The organism is Roseburia sp. CLA-AA-H209 (assembly GCF_020687575.1).
In the GTDB taxonomy this organism is placed as follows: domain Bacteria; phylum Bacillota; class Clostridia; order Lachnospirales; family Lachnospiraceae; genus Roseburia_C; species Roseburia_C amylophila.
This window is the reverse complement of the sequence record NZ_JAJEQU010000002.1, coordinates 163,794-186,633: the sequence shown is the minus strand read 5'-3', so window position 1 is coordinate 186,633 and position 22,840 is coordinate 163,794. Positions and strand designations below refer to the sequence as shown.

Below are 22,840 nucleotides of genomic sequence, written 5' to 3'. Positions count from 1 at the left end.
AAAACGATTAAGAGAGGTATTTCTTTAGATTGAGTATAATATAAGAATCAGGAAAAAGCAACAGAAATATTGATAAAATGCTTATTTCATTGAGATGAAGGCAAAAAAACGGATTTGTATATCGTCCAGCAGGCAGGTAAAACAATAACGATTAAGTAAAAAGATAGGTTGAAATTCGGCTTGATGTAGAAGAAAGAAAACAAGATTAGTAAAAAATGCACAAAACTGACGAATTAAAACTGGATAACTATTACAAATATACAAAAAAAGGTTGCATTTCACACTGAATATGTTATGATAAAGATACGAAAACGATTAAGAAAAGCAACTCGAAACAGTGAGGTGCAAAAGATGGTATCTTTAAAAGACATTGCGAAAGAATGTGGTGTATCAACTGCAACAGTTAGCAAAGCACTGAATGGACAACATGATATTGGAGAAGAAACAAAAGCAAGAGTAAGAGAGACAGCAGAGCGGATGGGGTATTTTCCAAATGCAGCTGCCAGAGCATTAAAGACCAACCGTTCCTACAACGTAGGAGTCCTGTTTCAGGAAGAAGCAGGAAGTGGTCTGACACATGAATATTTTTCAGGTGTGCTAAATGGAATTAAGGTGCAGGTTGAGAAGATGGGATATGATGTAACATTTATCAACAACAGTTACGGAGTAAAGAAAACCTCATTTTTTGAACATTGCAGATACCGGAACTTTGAAGGAATCGTTATCGTGTGTGCTGATTTTGCCAGCCAGGGAGTGCTTGAATTAATGAACAGTGCATTCCCGGTAGTGACCATTGATTATACACATTACAATTGCACAGCAGTTTGTTCCAATAATGTAAAAGGAATGGAAGAGCTGCTGAAGTATATATATAAGAAGGGTCACCGAAAAATTGCTTACATACATGGACAGAAAAACTCGAATGTAACACGAGAAAGACTTACAAGCTTTTACCGGACGATGGAAGAACTTCATATTAAGGTAAATGAAGATTACATTCGGGAAGCTGCTTATCTGGAAACAAAGGGAGCGGCGGAGCAGACAGAAATCTTACTTGATATGGATGACCCGCCAACCTGTATTCTTTATCCGGATGACACCTCTTTAATCGGAGGAAAAAACGTGATTATGGAACATGGGATGCATATCCCGGAAGATGTTTCCATTGCAGGATATGACGGAACTAGAATTTCCCAGTTATCCCATCCGAGGATCACAACGATTCGTCAGGATACAGAAGAAATAGGAAGAGAAGCAGCCAGGCGTCTGATTGATGCCATAGAGAAACCGAGAACTACTCTCATAGAGAGAGTCATTATAGAGGGCACTTTGATTACCGGCCAGTCGGTAGGAGAGCTGCCTGAAAACAACATCCAAAAGGATGACGAATAAGAAGGAGGAGAACTCAATGAAAAAGAAACTTATCAGTACTTTATTGTGTGTATCCATGGTAGCAGCTATGGTAGCTGGATGTGGATCAGGAGATGACACAAAGGATGCGAATAATGATGCATCCAACACAGAAGGAACAGCAGATGCGGATGCAGACACAGACAGTGATTCTACAGAAGTAGAGAATACAATCACCGGTGATCCTAGTGCAGATGATGCATTTGTAGTATGGGGCTGGAACGACGATATCAAGAATATCTTAGATGGACCGTTTGCAGAGCAGTACCCAGACCTTGCAAAACGTATCGTATTCGTAAATGCAGGTGGATCTGATTATTATCAGACAAAGATTGATGAAATCTTAGATGATCCTGATAATGAATTGTATCCAGACCTGATGGGACTTGAGGTTGACTACGTTTTGAAATATGTAAACAGCGACTGGCTGACCTCAGTTGGTGACTGCGGAATTACAGCAGATGATTATGCAAATCAGTATCAGTACAATCTGGATCTTGGTACCGTAAGTGGTGAGGATTCATCTGATGCAAACAATGTAAAAGCATTATTCTGGCAGGCTACTCCTGGATGCTTCCAGTTAAGAGCTGATCTTTGTGAGAAATACCTTGGAACAACTGATCCTGCTGAATTAAGCACAATGTTCTCTACATGGGATGGAATCCTGGAAGCAGCAAGAAAAGTAAATGATGCATCAAGCGGAAAATGTAAACTGTTCTCTGGTTATGATGAGTGTTTCCGTGTACTTTCTAACTCAAGAGCAACTGGTTGGTATGGCGATGACGATGTAATTACTGTAGATGACAATATGACAGAGTACATGGATCTTGCTAAGACAATGGTAGACGAAGGATTAACCTATGAAACAGACCAGTGGTCAACAGACTGGTATGCAAACATGGAAGGTGACGGCGAGACATCTAATGCAGCAGTTGCTTACTGTGGATGCCCATGGTTCACATACTGGAGCTTAAAAGATACCTGGAAAGGTAACACAATCCTTGTAAATGCTCCGGAACAGTTCTACTGGGGTGGTACAGGACTTGCAGCAACAGCTAACTGTGCAGACAAAGAAATGGCTGGAACAATTATCAAAGCATTTACCTGTGACACAGACTTCATGGTATCTATCAATGCCAAGAACAGTGATTTCGTAAACAACAAAGAAGCTGTTAAGAAGATTTCTGAAGCTGGTGCAACATGTGACTATTTATATGAAGCAGCTGGTCAGGACATCATGGCATTCTACTTACCAATGGCTGATTCCATCAGTGCTAAGAATGCAACAGCAGAAGATCAGAACATCAACTCTGCTTGGTCTACTCAGGTGAAAGAGTATGCAGCAGGAAACAAGGATAAGGATACTGCAATCGCAGATTTCAAATCCGCAGTACATGACTCCTATTCATACTTAAAAGCTGAATAATCAGTAAAAGAACAATAACTATGCTGCCCTTTCCGGCATGGGAAGGGCAGCATTTATAAACAAAACTATTGGAGAGTTGTTTTAAAATATAGGGAAATGGAAGATGGATTGAGAGGAGTTGGCAAAGATGGACAAAAAGAAAAAACGTAAACATATTGAATATGGCAGATATGGATACTTCTTTATCGCCCCATTCTTCATTGCATATTGTCTGTTTCAGTTATGGCCGTTATTTAATACATTTTACTATAGTACATTAAGCTACTATAAGAGAAACGGTAGAGAATTTATTGAATTTTGTGGAGTAGACAATTTCAAAAATATTCTCGGACTGACAGCCGGTGAAAAAGGATATGCATTGATTTATTTGAAAAATACACTGACAATGTGGGTATGTAACTTTATTCCACAGATTTTAGTTTCATTGTTACTGGCAGTATGGCTGACTGATAACATTGTAAAATTAAAAGCTCAGGGCGCATACAAAATTATTATTTACTTACCTAGTATTATCACAGCAGCGTCTGTATCTGTTTTATTCAATGCAATGTTTTCCCAGTATGGACCAATTACACAGACTTTACGTGATATGGGAATCATTTCACAGAAATTTAACTTTATGACAAGCGTCGGCGGAACGCGGGGGTTAATATCATTTATCCTCTTCTGGATGTGGTATGGAAATACAACCCTGTTGCTGATATCAGGAGTTTTGGGAATTGACCCAAGTCTTTATGAAGCAGCTGATATTGATGGAGCAACCGGATGGAAGAAATTCCGTTATTTAACGCTTCCATTATTAAAACCGATTATGTTATACGTATTGATTACTTCTGCAATCGGTGGTTTACAGATGTACGATATCCCGGCATTATTCAATGTCAGTAAGTCAGGACTTATCGGACAGCCGGATGATTCATCCACAACAATGGCAATGTACATCATGAGATTATATCAGAGTGATGTAGGTAAGGCAGCAGCAGTATCTGTATTCCTGTTTATTCTGACCTTGATTATCAGTCTTATCTTCTTCGGAACGATGACGGATCGGAGCGAGAAGAAATATAAGAAAGGAGGGAATCGATAATGGCAAGTTTTGATATGGCAATGAGTGGACAGACATCCCAGCCAAAACAGAAAAGTTATTCGAAAGTATTACATACAAAAAGAGCAATCCGAGGTTTGATTTGTATCCTCTTCTGTCTCCTTAGTTTACTGCCATTCCTTTTAATGGTTATGAATGCGACCAGAACTTCTGGAGATATTCAGGCAGGTGTATCCTTGATTCCTTCCTCCCACCTGATGGAGAACTGGAACATGCTTCTTCAGAAGCAGAATGGTATGAGATTAACATTAGAAAGAGCAATGTTGAACTCCTTATGTATCACAGTACCAGGTACCTTCCTTGCAGTATATTGTTCCTGTATGACAGCTTATGGAATTCATGTATATAACTTCAAAGCAAAGAAGTTTGCATGGGCGTTCATCATGGCAATCATGATGGTGCCGAACCAGATTACAATCATTGGTTTCTACCGTTTTATGTTAAAACTGAATCTGGTAGATACTTATATCCCATTGATTATTCCTTGTATCGCAGCACCGGCAGTTGTATTCTTCATGAAGCAGTATATGGAAAGTACCTTATCCATTGAAATGATTGAAGCTGCACGAATTGACGGAGCAAGAGAATTTCGGATTTTCAATACCATTATCATGCCGATTATGAAACCGGCAGTAGCAACACAGGCAATCTTCCAGTTTATTGCACAGTGGAATAACCTCTTTACCCCAACCATCATGTTAACAACTGATGAGAAGAAAACACTTCCATTGTTTGTACAGATGCTGACATCTGATCAGTTCCGTGTAGATTACGGTGTTGTATATGTAGGCCTTACTGTAACGGTACTTCCATTAATTATTGCTTACCTCATCCTTTCAAAATACATTGTAGCAGGTGTAGCACTTGGTGGTGTAAAGGGCTAAAACAAAGATAATTCTTTTTTCCATTTCCTCATACAAAATATAATTAAGCGCGAAGAGAGGTTGCCGAAAGGCAGTCTCTCTTTGTGTGTATACAATCGCTTGCAATTAGACAAGTTCTGTGATACACTTTCAAACGTTGCAAGTACCCCGTAAAACCAAGGTCTTTGGGGAAGAAGAAACCGAGTGTTCGAGACCTTCCACTCGTAAAACAAAACTAGAGGAGACAAAAGAATATGAGAAACAAAAAAGTATTATTTATTGTGCAGGCTGCGTTAATTGCAGCAATCTATGTGGCACTGACTTATCTTAGCAGTATTGCAGGACTGGCATCCGGTACGATTCAGGTGCGTATTTCAGAAGCATTATGTATTCTGCCAGTATTTACGACTGCAGCAATTCCGGGATTATGGCTGGGATGTTTTCTGGCAAATATGCTGACGGGCGGTATTCCTGTGGATGTTGTGTGCGGAAGCATTGCAACTTTGATTGGAGCGTTTGGAACTTATGCATTAAGAAAGCATAAATTTGCATGCACATGGCCGCCGGTTATTGCAAATATGGTGATTGTACCTTTTGTATTACGCTATGGTTATGGCTTTATTACAGAATATAAAGGCGTTGACTGGTCGATTCCATTTAATGCACTTACTGTTGGAATCGGAGAAGTTATCACCTGTGTGATTTTAGGCAGTGTATTACTCCGGGTACTGAATAAGTACCGCAATGTAATCTTTCATGAATAAAAATAAAATAATACTTGCAATTTAAAATGCCATAAAATATAATGGTTTTAGACCAAAGAGGGTATATTCGAAAGAATATGCCCTCTTTTTACATCTGAAAAATACTTAAAGAGGGTGATTGATTGAAAACACTAGAGACAAATGACTGGATGATTTTAAATAGTATTATTTATAAGATTTATACGACGGAAGATGCAGATATTATGCGGGAGCAGTTTTTAGAGCAGATGAAGATGGTGCTGGATTTTGACAGTGCAGATTTTTTTCTCGCAGACAGCCAGGAGAGCAAGCATCTGGTAAGACCGGTCACTTATAATTGTGATGATGAATCCCCGATGTATGATGAAATGAATGCTGACCGCGGAATTGTATATAGCGGAAAGAGCCTGGTGTACCGGGAAACTGATATGATATCGGATGAAAAAAGGGTACAGACAGAATATTATCAGAAGGTGTACCGGCCAAATAACTGGCATTATGCAATCCAGATGATATTGGGAAGAAATAAGGAATTTCTGGGTGTTGTCACTTTTTACCGGACAATTGGAAAAGACAATTTCCAGTATGATGACATTTTTATTCTGGACATGTTAAAAGACCATCTGGCATTCCGGCTGTATAAGGACGGACAGCAAAAGGATGAAAGGGCAGAGAAACTTACGATAACAGAAGTAACAGAGAAATATGAACTGACAAAGCGGGAGCATACGATACTGCAGCTTCTGATGCAGGGAAAGGATAATCATACCATCTGTGAAGAATTGTCCATAAGCGTAAATACATTAAAGAAGCATATCTTAAATATCTATCGGAAGCTGGGTATCAGAAACCGTGTTCAGATGTTTAAAATGATTAAAGAAAAAGAGTGATTTTTCTATATCGAAAATCTGATGGATATTTTTGCATTGCCGGAAGAGGAAGCAGATAATTTATTGCAGGGTGGTAAAGAACAGTAAAATATATATTGGAATAGCATGATTTAAGGAGAAGGTTCGCTATTGTCATAACCGATGGAAAGGGGCAATAGGGAATCTTTTTTACTGTACAGGAAATTGCTTTCCTGTACAGTAAAAAACGCTCCGCGAGGATGCACACTGCGGCGTATAAGGTAGAAGTTGCAAGCGACCGCCGCAGGCGCGAGAATGTGCCAAGGCACATTCTATGTTCCGATAAACATGGGAAACATATTTCTAGTAGTTTATGGCAGGAGCAGAATTTGACAATCTGGGGTATAATAATTGAAGAAGAAAAGAGAATGAGGAAGATGATATGATAGAATTTAGACCAATAACCATAGATGACAGAGACTGGATGAGTGAAAAGCTTAGGGAAGATAACAGACAGGGCTGCGAATACAGCTTTGCAAATAACTTTATCTGGTCTGTGATATATAAAGTGGAAGTGGCAGAAGTCTGCGGCTGCTGCGTGATAAAATTCGATGCAGAAGGGGAAGACTGTTATGCATTCCCAATTGGAGCCGGAGATAAGAAGGCAGCAATTATGCAGCTCCTTACACATGCAAAAGAAGATAACAGCAAGCTCTATATTGAAAGTATTGAGGAGGCAGACCGGGAGTTTTTAGAAACGTATTTTTCCGGTATTTTTCAGATCGAAGAAAACAGGGACAGCTTTGATTATATTTATACAGTGGACAAGCTGACCAGTCTGGCAGGAAAGAAGCTTCATGGCAAACGAAATCACATTGCAAGATTTAAAGATGACGAGGATTGGAGTTATGAGCCAATGACAGCGGAAAATAAGCAGGAATGCTATGATATGAATCTTAAGTGGTGCGACCGGAGAGCCTGCAAGTGGAATGAGGATATGAGTGATGAGCAGTGTGCCCTGAATCAGGCAATGAAATATTTTGATGAGTTGCATTTAGAGGGCGGCATATTGCGTAAGGCTGGAGAAATCGTAGCATTTACCATAGGAGAACGATTAAATTCCGATACTTATGTAGTGCATTTTGAAAAAGCATTTCCGGAAATACAGGGTGCTTATCCAATGATTAACCAGCAGTTCGTAATGCATAATTGTCAGGAGTATAGTTATGTAAACCGAGAAGATGATGCCGGGGATGAAGGACTGCGAAAGGCAAAATTATCCTATTATCCTGATATTTTGCTGAAAAATTATACTGCACGGGAGATTTAAGATGGAAATACGGTTTGCAACAAAAGAGATGATTCCACAGATAAAAGAGATTTGGCATCGGTGCTTTGGGGATGAAGAGGACTATATGGAATTCTATTTCACGCACCGGTTTACGGAAGAAAATATGCTGGTGTGTACGGAAGATAAGAAGCCTGTGGCAATGACAACATTTCTTAAGGCGTATCTTGTGACCGGGGAAGGTGAGATACCGGTACATTATGCTTATGCAGTAGCAACCCTGCCGGAATACCGGGGCAGGGGCTATGCAAAAATGCTGTTAGAAAAAGGAAAACAGCATTTTCAAACACCGATTGTCTTAGAACCAGCCAGTGAAAGCCTCATATACTATTATGAGAAGCTGGGATTCCGTATGGCATTTTGCGTAGCAGAGAGAACCATTCTTCCGGACGAAATTGCAGAAGCAAAAGGGGAAGAAAAAGGGCAGCAGAAATACTGGCTGCTTACAGTGACACCGGATGAGTATGTGAATCTTCGGGATGCCTTTTTTACGGAAAATGGTTATATCCGCTGGGATAAGGATGCAATTACTTATGCGTTGCTGGAAAATGACTATGCAGATGGTTATGCTTATAAAGTGCAGCACCATGGCAGAGAGGATCTTTTATTATTCCGGGAAGAGGAAAATGCAATCGAAGTATTGGAAACAACTTTATCAGAGCAGGATTTGCTGGCGGTATTAAAGCGGCTTCGGATAAAAGTTCCGGTCAGAGTCAGAAAATCTCTGGCGGCAGTTGAAAGAGAAGAACGAGTCGGAAATGATAAAAAAGAACAGGGCTATCAGAAAAAAGATTTTGGCATGATAACCGGCTGTGATGAGGTAAAGAATGGGTACTTGAATCTTACGCTGGAGTAGAAACTTTATGAGATAAATTCTATATGAGAGAAGAATTTTATAAGAAGATAATGAAATGCTGCTTTAGAATAGCAAGTGTGAAAGGAGGTTTTATATGATTGGAATATATATCTGGATTCCGTTTATAGGAACATTTTTAGGGGCGGCCTGTGTGCTGTTTATGACTGGGGAGTTGAAGCCGCTGGTGCAGAAATCCCTGCTGGGATTTGCATCCGGAGTCATGGTGGCAGCGTCGGTATGGTCACTATTGATTCCGTCTTTGGAAATGTCAGAAGAAATGGGAAGGTTATCATTTATTCCGGCAGCAGTTGGATTTGCCCTTGGAATTGCATTTTTGCTGATTTTGGATAGGATTATTCCGCATTTACATTTAAACAGTGATGAGCCGGAGGGAATTAAAGCACACCTAAAAAAAACAACCATGCTGGTACTGGCAGTTACCTTACATAATATTCCAGAAGGAATGGCAGTGGGTGTAGTATTCGCAGGATTTCTGATGGGCAGCGGAAATATTACTTTGACAGGAGCGCTTGCCCTGGCAATCGGTATTGCCATTCAGAATTTCCCGGAGGGTGCAATTATATCCTTGCCACTTCGCAGTGAAGGAACCGGAAAAGGAAAAGCATTTCTTTACGGTGCACTGTCTGGCATTGTAGAGCCGATAGCTGCAATTATAACCATTGCAGCAGCATCCATAGTGATTCCGATTCTGCCGTATCTGTTATCGTTTGCAGCAGGCGCCATGATTTATGTGGTAATCGAAGAACTGCTGCCGGAGGCATCCACAGGCAGCCATTCGAATATTGCAACCATATGGTTTTCGGTAGGATTTCTGCTGATGATGATACTGGATGTGGCACTGGGATAGAAAATGCGTGAAGGTACTAGTTTGGCAGAAAACAGAAGTATGAAAAGCTTGAAGTTAGATAGTTTTATTACAGAACTGAATAAGAAACAAAATAACAAAGAAATAAAGAGAATAAAGTCGGATAGTTGTGAGGGCGATTATTCAGGAATAGCTGCAATCGGTAAGTTTATTGGATTTTTCGTATTACTATTTGGTATGTTATGGTTATTTATGGTATCATATAAGAGAAGTTTTTAGTTTTATCGGGGAGTTTGGAGGTGCTATATGCCTAAATCATCAAATCAGAAATTGAAACTGATATATCTTATGAAAATTCTTCTGGAGCGGACTGATGAAACGCACAGTATTACTATGCCGGAGATTATAGATGCACTCGCTGCGTATGATATAAGTGCGGAGCGCAAAAGCTTATATAATGACATTGAAAATTTAAGAGTGTATGGTCTGGATGTTATAGGAACGCAGGAAGACAGGACATATTCGTATCATATAGGTAACAGACAGTTTGAACTTGCAGAATTAAAATTATTGGTTGATTCTGTGCAGTCTGCAAAATTTATCACAGCCAAGAAGTCAAATGAGCTTATAAAAAAGATAGAAGGATTGGCAAGTAAATATGAAGCATCGCAGTTACACAGACAAGTATTTGTGGCTGGTCGTGTAAAGACGATGAATGAGAGCATTTATTACAATGTTGACAGGATACATACGGCAATAGCAGAAAATTCGAGGATAACATTCCAGTATTTTCAGTGGAATGTTGACAAGAAGATGGAACTGCGTCATGATGGAGCACTTTACGAGGTTAGTCCATGGTCATTATCCTGGGATGATGAAAATTATTACTTAATTGCGTATGACAGTAATGAGGGAATAATTAAACATTTTCGTGTAGATAAAATGCTTTATATCAAGTCAAACGGTAAGGGAAGAGAAGGAAGGCAGGCATTTAAATCATTTGATATGGCTGCATATGCCAGAAAAATGTTTGGCATGTATGGAGGCAAAGAAGAGTGGGTGCGCATTGAGTGCGACAACTCTTTTGCTGGTGTAATGATAGACCGCTTTGGTAAAGATGTATCAATGATCAGATTGGATGATAAACGCTTCGTAGTCAATGCAGAGGTTGCAGTCAGCAGGCAGTTTCTGGCGTGGATCATAGGTCTTGGAGAGGGGGTAACACTTGCAGGACCGCAAAATGTGGTTGAAATGATGAATGCTGAAATTGACAGATTGATAAAACAATACAAAAAATAAGAACAGTTACTGTTCACACCTTAGCCAAATGCAGTAAATAGAACGGGTGCAGGGTTTATGTTGTGAATGTTTCACAAATAGGTTCTCGGCGTTGTAGCTCATGAGCCTCTTTTAAAGTCATCACTGATCCTCCTTGAATTTATGGGAATAAGAAAATTTAGTTGGAAGTCTGAATGCGTTCAAGTTCTTTCTTTAAAGCGGATATTTGAAGCTTAAGCTGACGGTTTTCGTCTTCTAATTCCTGAATACGTTTGTCTTTATCAATTTCAGGAGATATAGAATTGGGTTTAGACTTTGCACCCTTATTTCTGCCATCAGTAGGTATAATCTCACCAGTATTGGAATCAAGTTTGCCGATGAGAGTACGTTTGGCTCTGGAACATTTTTTTCCTTTGTCGTAGTAAGATTTAGAGTCATAAACATAGGTAATACCAGATCTTTTATCGAATTGTTTTATGATAGCTATAAAAAACACCTCCTTAGTGGTTATGAGTTTGCTATAACACATAACACTATGAAATGCAAGAAAAAATGGCAGAAAACCGCCATTTTTCAAGGATTTTTAGGTGTTTTTATAAATGAAATGTGGTTACGTGATAGGACTTCTGGCTGGGGTCTGAACAGTAACAAAAGAACAAAGATTCGATATACAAGGGATGATTATAGGACAACATAAGTAGTACTATATAATCAGAAAGAAACAAATAACCTTGATTACAGGAGGTATGGCAATGAGAAATTGGATGGATTTAAATGGCGATGGAGAAATAGATAGCTCAGAAATGATGTTTGCAGGAGAAATGCTTTGCACTAGCAGGGAAGAACATGAAGCATTATTTGGAGATGCCGGAGACTTCGAGGATGACGCAAAGGATGATTTTGAGATTGATGCAATGGCAGCAGGACTTGATGTTGATGAATTAGAACTTATGGATCCTGATGACAGGGCAGAGGCATTGGAAGAAGCAGGGTTAGACCCGGATGATTATGATTTTGACTGAGTTTTTTGCAAGGGAGGCAGATTTGTATGAGAAAGAATTCATTTGGACAGGGACTGGCAATATTCCTTGTAATAATAGGCGTTCTGTTTGTAATAGGTTCCATAGGTGAAGCAAGTGAGCCTAAGTGCATTAAGGCAGGATGTGATAATAAGCAGGCAAGTGGAAGCAGCTATTGTTATTTGCATAAACCATATACGGGAAGCAGTACATCCCATAGCAGTTCATCATATAGCAATAAATCGTCTGGCAGTACTTCTAAGAGCAGTACAAGTAACTCTGGTTCAAGTAGCAGTTACAATAATAAATCAAATTCTACAAACAAGTCATCATATAGCAGTGGTACAAAGAAAAGTACAACGACAAAGAAGAGTACATATGACTCTTATGATGATGGCTATGATGATATCTATATGGATGACGATTATGACTATGACAGATATGACAGAGACAGCGATTATGCAGATGGTGTAGATGATGCAATGGATGAGTATGGAGAAGATTGGTAATGCTGACAAAGTTTTACGGAAAGGAGACCACTATGGAAGAACTTTATTTTACCATCAGGAGTTTTCAGTTAAGGACCAATACTTGAATCACCACACCATACTTCATTTATGTGAGGTCTTTCATAGCGGCGCATATCCTGATTGCTGGTTGTTTTGAGCTTAAGAGCCAGGAGATTAATATATCTGTTAACCGTGGATTCAGATACATCCCCTTTTTTGATGCTTCCGTTTTCATGAAGCTGTCTGTAGATAGCAGAAAGTCTGATGATGTTATCGTTCCAAGCGTACCTAAAACCGGAAAGGCAAGGTAAGTGCTTATGACAGATAAAGAGAAAAGGTACTGGGCATATTTTCTGAATGGAAAGTAGTAGCTGAAGGGAGGGTGATTCATCTTATGGTGGATTGCTCTTTTTGTCGTTTTGCTTGAAAAAGTAAAAAAATTCCAGGTATATTTTTTTGAGAAAAGCAAAATATATTAATGGCACTAAAATAATAATAGTGCCGAAAAAATATTGACAAATATAAAAAGAGATATTACGCTATTCATATATTTCCGGCACTTGGCTGGGTGAAGTGCCGGAAAAATAATTGGAGGTGATATCACGATGACTGAAGAAATTTATTTCAGGGGTGTTCATAATGTGACGGAATTTACGCGCAATGAATTATTCGTCTCTTTTCGTCAGGGAGGATATCAATTAAGTGAAGCTTCGTTCTACAAAAAGGTTGAAGATATGGTCAATGATGGTGAGATAGTAAGGGTGGGACGTAATCATTATTGTTTGCCGAATGATAAGCGGCAGGTGTACCGTCATGACTATTCGGAATTGGCGGAAGAAGTGGCATTGCAACTAGAGGAACAATATCCATATTTGAATTTTACAATATTTGAATTTGTTCAAATGAATGATTTCGTAAATCATTTAGTGGCTCATAATGTTATATTCCTATCAGTAGAATCAGATATTATGGAATTTGTTTTTGATACATTAAAGGAGAAATATCCTGGAAAAGTGCTTATCAATCCAACGGCAGATATCTACCATCAGTATTGGTCGGATAACATGATTGTAATTGTAAAGCTTATAACAGAAGCACCAAAAGGACAGGAAAAATCGTGGCATACAAGATTGGAGAAGCTATTAGTAGACATTATGTCAGAACCGTTACTTCTGGCATCTATAAGTGAGTCAGAATATCCGGGTGTATATATGGATGCTTTTGCAAGATACTATATTGATGAAAATTGTTTGTTTCGATATGCAAATCGAAGAAAGAGCGCAAAGAAAATAAAGAAACTGCTACATGATAAAACGGATATTATATTAAAAACAAAGGAATAGGTGCAAATGCTTTTGAAAGAAAATTTTAGTGAGGAATATATTCGCAGTCTACAAAAGGACAGCAAGAGAGATCCGGTGCTTTTAGAACGTACTGTATATGCTTTTGGACTTCTTGAAGCTTTGGCAAGGGTGAGGATGCCATTTATTTTTAAAGGTGGTACCTGCCTTATGATGCTAATGGATAAGCCACGTCGATTATCTACAGATATTGATATTATTGTGGAACCAGGGACTGATTTGGATGATTACTTAGAAAAAGCATCTGCTATATTTCCATTTCAGATGGTGGAAGAACAGAAGAGAGTCGGAAAAAACAATATAGAAAAGCGGCATTTTAAATTTACTTATGATTCACCAATTAACAATAAACAATTTTATATATTATTGGATGTGCTATTTGAAAATAATCATTATGCAGAAGTTGAGACAAAGGAAATAAGAAATGATTTACTACTGACGGAAGAAGAGTATCTAACAGTTAAAATTCCGAGTGCAGATTGTATTCTTGCAGATAAACTGACTGCATTTGCTCCTCATACGACAGGTGTCGAACTTAATAAAGGTAAGGATATGGAAGTAATGAAGCAGCTTTATGACGTGTGTTCTTTAATAGAGGTTTTTAAAGAATGCGATGTTGTAAAGCGTACATATGAACCGATTGCGTTGGCGGAGATTGCATACCGTGGAATAAATGCAACACCAACGGACTGCTTATGGGATAGCTTTGAGTCAGCTTTATGTATTGCGTCACGAGGCAAGGTCGGAGCAGAGGAGTATCCGATATATGTTAAAGGTATACGTGACTTACGTGGACATATTTATGCAGAAAACTATAGTCCGGAAATTGCAGCAGGGAGAGCAACCATGGTTATGTACATGGTAATGTGTTTGTTGACAGATACAGAGTTTGAAAAGGTGAGGGACTTCCGGGAATATGCCAATCATAAATTAGTGCATGAAAAGTTATTGACTCTTCGTTACTTGAAAAAGGCAAATCCAGAGGCCTATGCTTATGTGGTGAAGACTGATGAGATAATGAAATAAAATGATACTTGAAGAATTAATATCAAAAGCTAATCTTTGAATAAATATTTTTTGAATTTAAGTGACTCTTGACACATTTTCCCCGTCTATTAGGGTGAAAGGCCTTAATACAAAGGAGGAGAAGCCTATGGATGATAAACAGATATTAGATTTATATTGGGAGCGCTCCGAAGCTGCTATATCCGAAACTTCAAAAAAATACGGAAAGTATTGCAGATACATAGCCTTTAATATTCTTCACAATGACGAAGACAGCGAGGAATGTGTAAATGATACTTATTTAAGAGCTTGGAACAGCATACCGCCTAACCGTCCATCTGTTCTAAAAACTTTTTTAGGGAAGATTACTCGCAACTTATCTTTGGACAGGTACGAACTGCTCAATGCAAAGAAACGTAATGGCGGGCAAATGCCATTGATTTTTGATGAAATACAAGAGTGCATACCATCGTTGGATAGTACAGAAAACATTGTTGAAGAAATTGCTCTAACGGATATTCTCAACCGCTTTCTTTCTTCCCTGTCATTAGAACAGCGAAAAATCTTTATGAGAAGATATTGGTATTTATCGCCCATTAAAGAAATTGCAACGGAATATGGTATGAGCGAGAGTAAAATCAAGATGTCATTATTTCGTTCAAGGAACGAACTCAAAAAATTGTTAGAGAAAGAAGGTATCTCTGTATGAAAGAAAAGAAACTTTTAAGGGCATTGGGAAATGTCGATAATCAGTATATTAAAGAAGCTGAACCTATGAAAAAAACAAGTAAAATAACTAATCGGCAAAAATGGGTGTCTGTTGCTGCTTGCTTCGTACTCGTTGCTGTGATTGGAGTGGGAGTTTTTCAAAGCAAACTGTTTGGTACAAAAAACGATATTGCCACGCTGGATAGTGGAGAAACAATTACTTTTGTTAAAAATGACTTATCACAATCTTCAATTGACTTAAATGTAACAACAAGACCTTTGAGCGATGCTGAAATTGAAATGCTTTTTGCAGACTTGCCTGTTACCGCAGATGCTTACTTTGATGCTGACAATCATAATATTCTGGGTTTTGAGGGAAAAATTGGTGATACAAGAATGGTAGTTTCTAAACAGGGTGTAAATCTATTAGATACTATCATTGATGGAAATACAATCACTTCAAGTGTAGACGGCGTTGATATCAATGCAGGATATTTCGTAACAAAGTCAAATAGTCAAGGTATCAAAACCGTAATATATTATGCAACCTTTGATATGGGAGAGAACACTATTTATGTAGAGTATTCTGGCACTGAAAATGAAAGTGAAACTGTAAAGAACAACTTGGTAGACACAATTTTGCAGTTGATTGAGAACGGTGCATTTGATTTGAGTCAAATCCAAGAATAATCTGCAAATTTCATATACTAAGAACTTGATGTAACGCCTATACCCTTAAAAATATTTGGCTTCGGTATGCTGTATTGTGTGGTGTATCTTCCTTCTTAAGATGGCACATTATTTCTTTGCTGTGGTTACAAATGCACCAATTACATATTATGGAACGGTGTGCATTGTGCTGTTTGGATTAATGTGGAGTATAGTCATGGAATTGAAGCAGGAATTAAAAGAATACCTTTTGGGGTTTCCACAGGAATATTGGCTTGTTCCGTGTTCTAATAGTTCAAGATATAACAAGGTGTTTCGTTTTATATGGTTAGTAGGCGTCGTTTTAGAAATGATATTTTTATTAATGATTAAATGAGGGATGAGTCTTTGATAAAAGTTATATTTTATTTTTTACTTGTAAGTATAGGAGCAGGTTTGGTGCAGATGAAAATACCGCTGTTTGGTCGTCATGGCAAGCGGTGGGAAGAACAAAATTATGCACAGCGGTTTGGCGGTATCTTTTTTCCGGTATTCATTGCGCTTGTAGTTATCTTTTTATTTAATGAGTATAAGACGGCTCAATTACCCACTTTGAATGAAGAAATGCTGATGAATGGAGCGGAGTATTGTTTGGTAACTGATCTGAATGAGATAGGAGATGCGGATTATGCTTATGAGATAAAAAGCGGAAGCTCACAAGAGGAGATTTGCGGAATTATATCAAGTATATGTATAGACTTAAAAAGGGAAGATGATTTGGTAAATGCCAGATATGAAAACGGAGAATATATTATCATCAGCAATGGCATAACAATAGGACGGGCTGTCATAAATGACAAAGCAACAACAGATTTGTTGAAAATATACTTTTGCAACTAACAGTGGATGAGCGTTTCTGTGTAACTTTTAGGCGAGAATATCAAAAACTTTTCGTTCTGTTCACATTAACTGCTATATATTCGTTGAAGAATTTGCTATAAAATAAGTGGTTGAGGATACCTGTTAGCCCATAACGCGAAAGGCGATGTTATGTATGCGTATGTAAGCTCAGTAACAATTCTTTCTGCTAACGACAAGGCTTCCTATGACGTGACGTAGATTATAAAAGATATTAAAGAATGGATTACATCATGGAACGAGTAGTACAATTTTTAAAAGAAGCAGAGACATATTATTTGGCAACAGTAGAAGGTGACCAGCCAAAGGGTAAGACCTTTTGAAACCGCACACATTTTTGAAGGGAAGCAAGACAGTCTATGCTTGATGCTTATCCATCTATAACTATGGAAAAGTAAGAGGATTGCGTGATGTAATAGATTATCGTACAATGGATTATTATCAAAGAAGATATATGGCAGGAAAGGAATAGCAAACCAACCAAAGTGAAATAAAGTTATGAGCAGTAAAGCAGAAAGCAGAAGAAAAAGTATCGGGATGACATCCGGCTCTTTATGGAAGAACATCTTCCTCTTTAGCATACCGTTGATGTGTTCTCAGATATTAGAAGTATTATTTAATTTAAGCGACGTAGCAATTGTAGGAAAATATGCAGGATATATCCCCCTGGGGTCGGTTGGCTCGACCACGCTGTTGGTGTCCTTATTTACCGGCTTCCTGATTGGAATGGGTGGAGGTGTTAATGTAAGGGTAGCGCATAAACTGGGCGTAGGCGATGCGAAGGGAACAGAAGAAACCGTGCATACGGCGGCATTGATTTGTCTGATAGCAGGTCTTATACTGTGCCTGATATGTAATATATTTGCGGAGCCATTTTTAAACATTTTACATACGAAATCAGAGTTTATGGATGGCGCAGTACTATATTTTCGGATCTATGCACTGGGGCTTCCGGCACTTGCAATTTACAATTTTGGAAATGGTGTTTTAAGTGCATCCGGCGAGACGAAGCTTCCACTTATTTATCTGAGTATTGCCGGTGTGTTAAATGTGTTATTAAATCTTTTCTTTGTTATCCAGTGTAATATGGCAGCAGGCGGAGTGGCAATTGCCAGCGTTATTGCTCAGTATGTGTCAGCTATTTTGGTGGTTTCTCATCTGTGCCAGAGAAAGGATAGCTGCAGGCTCTATTTTTCCAGACTGCGTTTTCATAAGGAAGCGGCGAAAAGTGTGCTGATGCTTGGCGTTCCGGGCGGAATGCAGAATGCAATCTTTGCAATTGCAAATCTTTTTGTGCAGACCGGCGTAAACTCCTTTGATGCGGTTATGGTGTCCGGCAATTCAGCGGCAATCAATGCAGATACGCTGATTTTTAATATTATGACAGCGTTTTATACGGCATGCGCCAGTTTCATGGGACAGAATATGGGGGCAGGAAACAGGGAACGCATGATAAAAAGTTACCGCATCAGTTTATTGTATTCGTTTCTGGCAGGCGCAATTTTTGGTGGGCTGCTGGTGGTTTTCGGAAGACAGTTCCTGTCTCTTTTTGCCAGCAAACCGGAGGTAATTGAAGCCGGAATGGAGCGGATTAAGATTATGGGATTTTCCTATGCACTTTCCGCATTTATGGACTGCACGATTGCGGCATCCCGCGGAATTGGAAAGAGCATTGTGCCGACCATTATTGTTATCATGGGCTCCTGCGTATTCCGTGTAATCTGGGTATATACGATTTTTGCATATTTTGGAACCATTGCATCCTTATATCTTTTGTATGCATTTTCCTGGTCGATTACAGCAATTGCCGAGATTATTTATTTCAAAGTATGCTTCCGGAAGCTTCGGATAGCGGCATAGAACCATAGAGTCATGGAAGAAAGTAAAAAAGAAAGCGGAAGAGAGAAAGAAAAATGGAAGAAAGACGTTCGGAAAATACAACGCTTTGCTATATAGAAAAGGAAAATTGCTACCTGATGATGCACCGGGTGAAGAAAAGTCATGATGTAAATAAAGATAAATGGGTTGGTGTTGGCGGTCATTTTGAAGCCGGAGAATCTCCGGAAGAATGCCTGCTTCGGGAAGTAAAAGAAGAAACCGGGCTTACTTTGGATGCCTATCGGCTGCGGGGCGTGGTAACTTTTGATTCCGATGCGTGGCCGACGGAGTATATGTTTCTATATACGGCAGATGAATTCCACGGTACGATGAGCGAGTGTGACGAAGGAACACTGGAATGGGTGCCAAAGGAAGAAGTATATGACCTGCCAATCTGGGAAGGTGATAAGATATTTTTCCGGCTGTTAGAAGAGAGGGAGAGTTTCTTTTCACTGAAATTATCCTATCAGGGAGATACTTTGACCCATGCCATATTAGATGGGACAACCCGATTGAAATAAAAGTAAATTATAAGTAGAAATAAGCAACCAGATACCATTAATTAGAAAAACTAATTAGTGGTATTACTATATATAATTGGTCTTTATAAGCAAATGACGTTATAATGTAAGTAGCATTGAGCAGTGCCAGACCTTATAAGCAGTCCGTTGGGCTGCTTATAAGGTCTGATAGGGCGAAAGCCCGTAGTATGGAAATGCGAAGCATTTCCATACTTGCACTGAAAAAATAAAGAGCAAGATAAAGAATAATTTCAGGAGGAAGAACAATGGATTACAAGAACGCAGGCGTGGATATTGAGGCAGGATATAAGTCCGTAGAACTGATGAAGGAGCATGTAAAGAAGACCATGCGTCCAGAGGTTCTTGGAGGACTGGGCGGATTTTCCGGAGCATTTTCATTAGAGAAGATTAAAGAAATGGAAGAACCGGTACTGTTATCCGGAACAGATGGCTGTGGCACGAAAGTAAAGCTCGCCATGATTATGGACAAGCATGATACCATCGGTATTGATGCAGTAGCAATGTGTGTAAATGATATTGCCTGTGCAGGTGGAGAACCATTATTCTTCTTAGATTATATTGCATGTGGTAAGAATTATCCGGAGAAAATTGCAGCCATCGTAAAAGGTGTAGCAGAAGGATGTCTTCAGTCTGATGCGGCATTAATTGGTGGAGAGACCGCAGAGCATCCTGGTCTGATGGCGGAGGATGAATATGACCTGGCTGGATTTGCAGTAGGTGTATGTGATAAGAAAGATATGATTACCGGCGAGACCCTGGCAGACGGTGATGTTCTGATTGGTATGGCATCAACCGGAGTACATTCCAATGGATTTTCACTGGTTCGTAAAATCTTTACTATGGATAAAGAAACCCTTGATACATACCATGAAGAACTGGGAACTACTTTGGGAGAAGCACTACTTGCACCAACCAGAATTTATGTAAAAGCACTGCGTGCCATCAAAGATGCCGGCATCCGTGTAAAAGCCTGCAGCCATATCACAGGCGGTGGTTTCTATGAAAATGTTCCACGTATGCTTCCGGAAGGAAAACATGCAGTGATTGAAAAGAACAGCTATCCGATTCCACCAATCTTTACCCTGATGGCAAAAGAAGGAAATGTAGAAGAGAAAATGATGTACAATACCTACAACATGGGACTAGGTATGGTACTTGCAGTTGCACCGGAAGATGTAGATAAAACCATGGAAGCAATCAAATCTGCCGGAGACAAGCCATATGTTGTTGGTAAGATTGAAAACGGAGAAAAGGGTGTTACATTATGCTAAAAGTTGCAGTATTAGTATCCGGTGGTGGAACCAATCTTCAGGCAATTATCGATGCCATGGATAATGGAACCATTACCAATGCAAAGATAGAAGTGGTAATCAGTAATAATCCGAATGCCTATGCCTTAGAGCGTGCAAAAAAACATAATATCAAGGCACTTTGCATTTCTCCGAAATCCTATGAGAACCGGGCGGCATTCAATGCTGATTTCTTAGAAAAATTGAATGAATATAAAGTAGATTTGGTGGTGCTGGCAGGATTTTTGGTGGTAATTCCACCGGAAATGATTGCACAGTACCGCAACCGGATAATCAATATTCATCCATCCCTGATTCCATCTTTCTGTGGAACAGGCTTCTATGGATTGAAAGTCCACGAAGGAGCACTTTCCCGTGGAGTGAAGGTAACAGGAGCTACGGTGCATTTTGTGGATGAAGGAACAGATACCGGCCCAATCATTTTACAGAAAGCAGTTGCAGTTGAAGAGGATGATACACCGGAGATTCTGCAGCGTCGTGTGATGGAACAGGCAGAGTGGAAAATTATGCCACAGGCAATTGATTTAATTGCCAATGGAAGAGTAAAAGTCGAAGACGGGAAAGTGAAGATTCTTCCAAAAGCAGACCATTAGAATTGAGTAAAAGTAAATAAAGATTAAGTAGAAATGAATGAAAAATAGAAGAAAAATAACCGGATTAGGAGGAGCAGCATGAAAGTATTAGTAGTTGGAAGCGGCGGAAGAGAGCATGCAATTGTGACAAGTGTAGCAAAGAGCAGCCGTGTAGATAAGATTTATTGTGCACCGGGCAATGCCGGAATCGGACAGCTGGCAGAATGTGTGAACATTGGAGCTATGGAATTTGACAAGCTGGTAGCTTTTGCAAAGGAAAAAGAGATTGATTTTACCATCGTAGGAATGGATGATCCATTGGTCGGTGGAATTGTAGATGTATTTGAAGCAGAAGGATTAAAAGTATTCGGACCGAGAAAGAATGCTGCAATCTTAGAGGGATCCAAAGCATTTTCCAAAGATTTGATGAAGAAATATAACATTCCGACCGCAGGATATGAGACCTTTGATGACCCGAAAAAGGCATTGGAGTATCTGGAAACTGCAAAAATGCCAATCGTATTAAAGGCAGACGGACTGGCACTTGGTAAAGGTGTTCTGATTTGTAACACCTTGGAGGAAGCGAAAGCCGGAGTAAAAGAAATCATGGAAGATAAGAAATTTGGTTCTGCCGGCAACCATATGGTAATAGAAGAGTTCATGACAGGCCGTGAAGTATCCGTGCTTTCTTTCGTAGATGGCAAGACCATTAAGATTATGTCTTCCGCACAGGACCACAAACGTGCCAAAGATGGAGACCAGGGCTTAAATACCGGTGGAATGGGTAACTTCTCTCCAAGTCCTTTCTATACCAAAGAAGTAGATGATTTCTGTAAGAAATATATCTATCAGGCAACCGTAGATGCCATGGCAGCAGAAGGAAGACCATTTGTAGGTGTTATTTTCTTCGGTCTGATGCTGACAGAGGATGGACCAAAGGTATTAGAGTACAATGCCCGTTTTGGTGACCCGGAGGCTCAGGTAGTTCTTCCGAGAATGAAAAATGACATCATTGATGTAATGGAAGCCTGCGTAGACGGTAAATTAGATACCATTGATTTACAGTTTGAAGATAATGCAGCCGTATGCGTTGTTCTTGCATCTGACGGATATCCGGTGGCATATGAAAAAGGATTTGAAATCAAAGGCCTTGAGAACTTTGATGGCAAAGAAGGTTACTACTGTTTCCATGCCGGAACCAAGTTAAATGACGAAGGCAGGATTGTAACCAACGGAGGCCGTGTACTTGGCATCACAGCCAAGGGAGCTACCTTAAAAGAAGCAAGAGCCAATGCTTATAAGGCAACGGAGTGGGTAGACTTCGATAACAAGTATATGCGCCATGACATTGGAAAAGCCATAGATGAAGCATAAAGTTAAAGAATGATTTAATAAAATAGAAAAATAAAAAGATAAGAAAAAGTATCCGTAAAAAACAGAAAAAAGTTACGGATACTTTTTCTTTTGACGGTTCTCTTTTATAAAAGATACTAAAATCAGAAAACAAATTAACATAAATCTTAAAAGAAAGATTTTAAGATTACATAATATATAAAATAATAAAAATTGATAAGACAACTTGCAGGAGAAAAAGAAAATGCACAAGCTGCAATCATAAATTTGTAATGTTAAATTTTCTACTCTTGCGCTTGGTGGGATTATCCGAT

General features: G+C 39.2%; 24 protein-coding genes and 1 pseudogene. 23 read left to right on the top strand and 2 right to left on the bottom strand.

What is annotated here, in order from left to right:
* Positions 1-351: 351 nt before the first annotated feature.
* The 11 genes from LKD41_RS03380 to LKD41_RS03330 all read left to right on the top strand — a co-directional run bounded on the left by LKD41_RS03380 (position 352) and on the right by LKD41_RS03330 (position 10,724).
* Positions 352-1,392, top strand: a complete 1,041-nt coding sequence (locus tag LKD41_RS03380) for a LacI family DNA-binding transcriptional regulator (protein ID WP_227700386.1) — start codon at positions 352-354, stop codon at positions 1,390-1,392.
* Positions 1,393-1,408: 16 nt separating this feature from the next.
* Positions 1,409-2,836, top strand: coding sequence for a hypothetical protein (locus tag LKD41_RS03375; RefSeq protein WP_227700385.1), 1,428 nt, complete (start codon positions 1,409-1,411; stop codon positions 2,834-2,836).
* Positions 2,837-2,963: 127 nt separating this feature from the next.
* Positions 2,964-3,923 (top strand): carbohydrate ABC transporter permease, encoded by a 960-nt coding sequence (locus tag LKD41_RS03370; protein ID WP_227700384.1) that lies wholly within the window; start codon positions 2,964-2,966, stop codon positions 3,921-3,923.
* Positions 3,923-4,825 carry a carbohydrate ABC transporter permease gene (locus LKD41_RS03365; RefSeq protein ID WP_227700383.1) on the top strand — a complete coding sequence of 301 codons (903 nt, stop codon included), beginning with the start codon at positions 3,923-3,925 and terminating at the stop codon, positions 4,823-4,825. The genes LKD41_RS03370 and LKD41_RS03365 overlap by 1 nt, the downstream gene beginning before the upstream one ends.
* Before the next feature lie 233 nt (positions 4,826-5,058).
* Positions 5,059-5,568 carry a QueT transporter family protein gene (locus LKD41_RS03360; RefSeq protein WP_022243700.1) on the top strand — a complete coding sequence of 170 codons (510 nt, stop codon included), beginning with the start codon at positions 5,059-5,061 and terminating at the stop codon, positions 5,566-5,568.
* A 122-nt stretch (positions 5,569-5,690) separates the two neighbouring features.
* A complete protein-coding gene (locus LKD41_RS03355; protein ID WP_227700382.1) occupies positions 5,691-6,437 on the top strand; it encodes a helix-turn-helix domain-containing protein in 747 nt (248 codons plus the stop codon).
* A 400-nt stretch (positions 6,438-6,837) separates the two neighbouring features.
* Entirely contained in the window at positions 6,838-7,725 is an 888-nt protein-coding gene (locus LKD41_RS03350) for a DUF2156 domain-containing protein (protein ID WP_117697998.1), read from the top strand.
* A 1-nt stretch (position 7,726) separates the two neighbouring features.
* The gene (locus LKD41_RS03345; protein ID WP_227700381.1) at positions 7,727-8,599 is read left to right on the top strand and encodes a GNAT family N-acetyltransferase; all 873 of its coding nucleotides are present in this window, start codon (positions 7,727-7,729) and stop codon (positions 8,597-8,599) included.
* A gap of 94 nt (positions 8,600-8,693) precedes the next feature.
* The gene (locus LKD41_RS03340; protein ID WP_227700380.1) at positions 8,694-9,467 is read left to right on the top strand and encodes a ZIP family metal transporter; all 774 of its coding nucleotides are present in this window, start codon (positions 8,694-8,696) and stop codon (positions 9,465-9,467) included.
* Between the two features lie 21 nt (positions 9,468-9,488).
* Positions 9,489-9,704: a hypothetical protein gene (locus LKD41_RS03335; RefSeq protein WP_227700379.1), complete on the top strand. Its 216-nt coding sequence runs from the start codon at positions 9,489-9,491 to the stop codon at positions 9,702-9,704.
* A 27-nt stretch (positions 9,705-9,731) separates the two neighbouring features.
* Positions 9,732-10,724: a helix-turn-helix transcriptional regulator gene (locus LKD41_RS03330; RefSeq protein ID WP_117841745.1), complete on the top strand. Its 993-nt coding sequence runs from the start codon at positions 9,732-9,734 to the stop codon at positions 10,722-10,724.
* Positions 10,725-10,881: 157 nt separating this feature from the next.
* On the opposite strand, the gene LKD41_RS03325 is transcribed toward LKD41_RS03330, so the two are convergent.
* The gene (locus LKD41_RS03325) at positions 10,882-11,280 is read right to left on the bottom strand and encodes a bZIP transcription factor (RefSeq protein ID WP_227700378.1); all 399 of its coding nucleotides are present in this window, start codon (positions 11,278-11,280) and stop codon (positions 10,882-10,884) included.
* 175 nt (positions 11,281-11,455) lie between these two features.
* On the opposite strand from LKD41_RS03325, the gene LKD41_RS03320 reads away from it, so the two are divergent.
* Together LKD41_RS03320 and LKD41_RS03315 are read left to right on the top strand one after the other, a co-directional pair.
* Positions 11,456-11,725 (top strand): hypothetical protein, encoded by a 270-nt coding sequence (locus LKD41_RS03320; protein ID WP_117841757.1) that lies wholly within the window; start codon positions 11,456-11,458, stop codon positions 11,723-11,725.
* A 26-nt stretch (positions 11,726-11,751) separates the two neighbouring features.
* Positions 11,752-12,231: a hypothetical protein gene (locus LKD41_RS03315; protein WP_199534303.1), complete on the top strand. Its 480-nt coding sequence runs from the start codon at positions 11,752-11,754 to the stop codon at positions 12,229-12,231.
* Positions 12,232-12,302: 71 nt separating this feature from the next.
* Here the strand turns inward: LKD41_RS03315 and LKD41_RS16030 are convergent.
* Positions 12,303-12,488: pseudogene (locus tag LKD41_RS16030) on the bottom strand (IS481 family transposase); the annotation flags it as partial.
* A 348-nt stretch (positions 12,489-12,836) separates the two neighbouring features.
* Between LKD41_RS16030 and LKD41_RS03305 the strand changes: the two are divergent.
* The 10 genes from LKD41_RS03305 (at position 12,837) to purD (ending at position 22,547) form a co-directional block, all read left to right on the top strand.
* Positions 12,837-13,574: a DUF6577 family protein gene (locus LKD41_RS03305; protein ID WP_117698008.1), complete on the top strand. Its 738-nt coding sequence runs from the start codon at positions 12,837-12,839 to the stop codon at positions 13,572-13,574.
* 6 nt (positions 13,575-13,580) lie between these two features.
* Entirely contained in the window at positions 13,581-14,618 is a 1,038-nt protein-coding gene (locus LKD41_RS03300; RefSeq protein WP_117698009.1) for a nucleotidyl transferase AbiEii/AbiGii toxin family protein, read from the top strand.
* A 127-nt stretch (positions 14,619-14,745) separates the two neighbouring features.
* Positions 14,746-15,306, top strand: coding sequence for an RNA polymerase sigma factor (locus LKD41_RS03295; RefSeq protein ID WP_022243687.1), 561 nt, complete (start codon positions 14,746-14,748; stop codon positions 15,304-15,306).
* Entirely contained in the window at positions 15,303-15,995 is a 693-nt protein-coding gene (locus tag LKD41_RS03290) for a hypothetical protein (RefSeq protein ID WP_117841758.1), read from the top strand. The genes LKD41_RS03295 and LKD41_RS03290 overlap by 4 nt, the downstream gene beginning before the upstream one ends.
* A 423-nt stretch (positions 15,996-16,418) precedes the next feature.
* Complete coding sequence (locus LKD41_RS03285) at positions 16,419-16,853, top strand: hypothetical protein (RefSeq protein WP_227700434.1); 435 nt, start codon at positions 16,419-16,421, stop codon at positions 16,851-16,853.
* A 516-nt stretch (positions 16,854-17,369) separates the two neighbouring features.
* Entirely contained in the window at positions 17,370-18,731 is a 1,362-nt protein-coding gene (locus LKD41_RS03275) for an MATE family efflux transporter (protein WP_227700377.1), read from the top strand.
* 53 nt (positions 18,732-18,784) lie between these two features.
* Positions 18,785-19,270: an NUDIX hydrolase gene (locus tag LKD41_RS03270; protein ID WP_118087731.1), complete on the top strand. Its 486-nt coding sequence runs from the start codon at positions 18,785-18,787 to the stop codon at positions 19,268-19,270.
* Between the two features lie 266 nt (positions 19,271-19,536).
* Positions 19,537-20,562 (top strand): phosphoribosylformylglycinamidine cyclo-ligase, encoded by a 1,026-nt coding sequence (purM, locus tag LKD41_RS03265; protein ID WP_022243386.1) that lies wholly within the window; start codon positions 19,537-19,539, stop codon positions 20,560-20,562.
* Positions 20,556-21,194: a phosphoribosylglycinamide formyltransferase gene (gene purN / locus LKD41_RS03260; protein ID WP_022243387.1), complete on the top strand. Its 639-nt coding sequence runs from the start codon at positions 20,556-20,558 to the stop codon at positions 21,192-21,194. The genes purM and purN overlap by 7 nt, the downstream gene beginning before the upstream one ends.
* 78 nt (positions 21,195-21,272) lie before the next feature.
* A complete protein-coding gene (gene purD, locus LKD41_RS03255; protein ID WP_227700376.1) occupies positions 21,273-22,547 on the top strand; it encodes a phosphoribosylamine--glycine ligase in 1,275 nt (424 codons plus the stop codon).
* Positions 22,548-22,840: the final 293 nt, after the last annotated feature.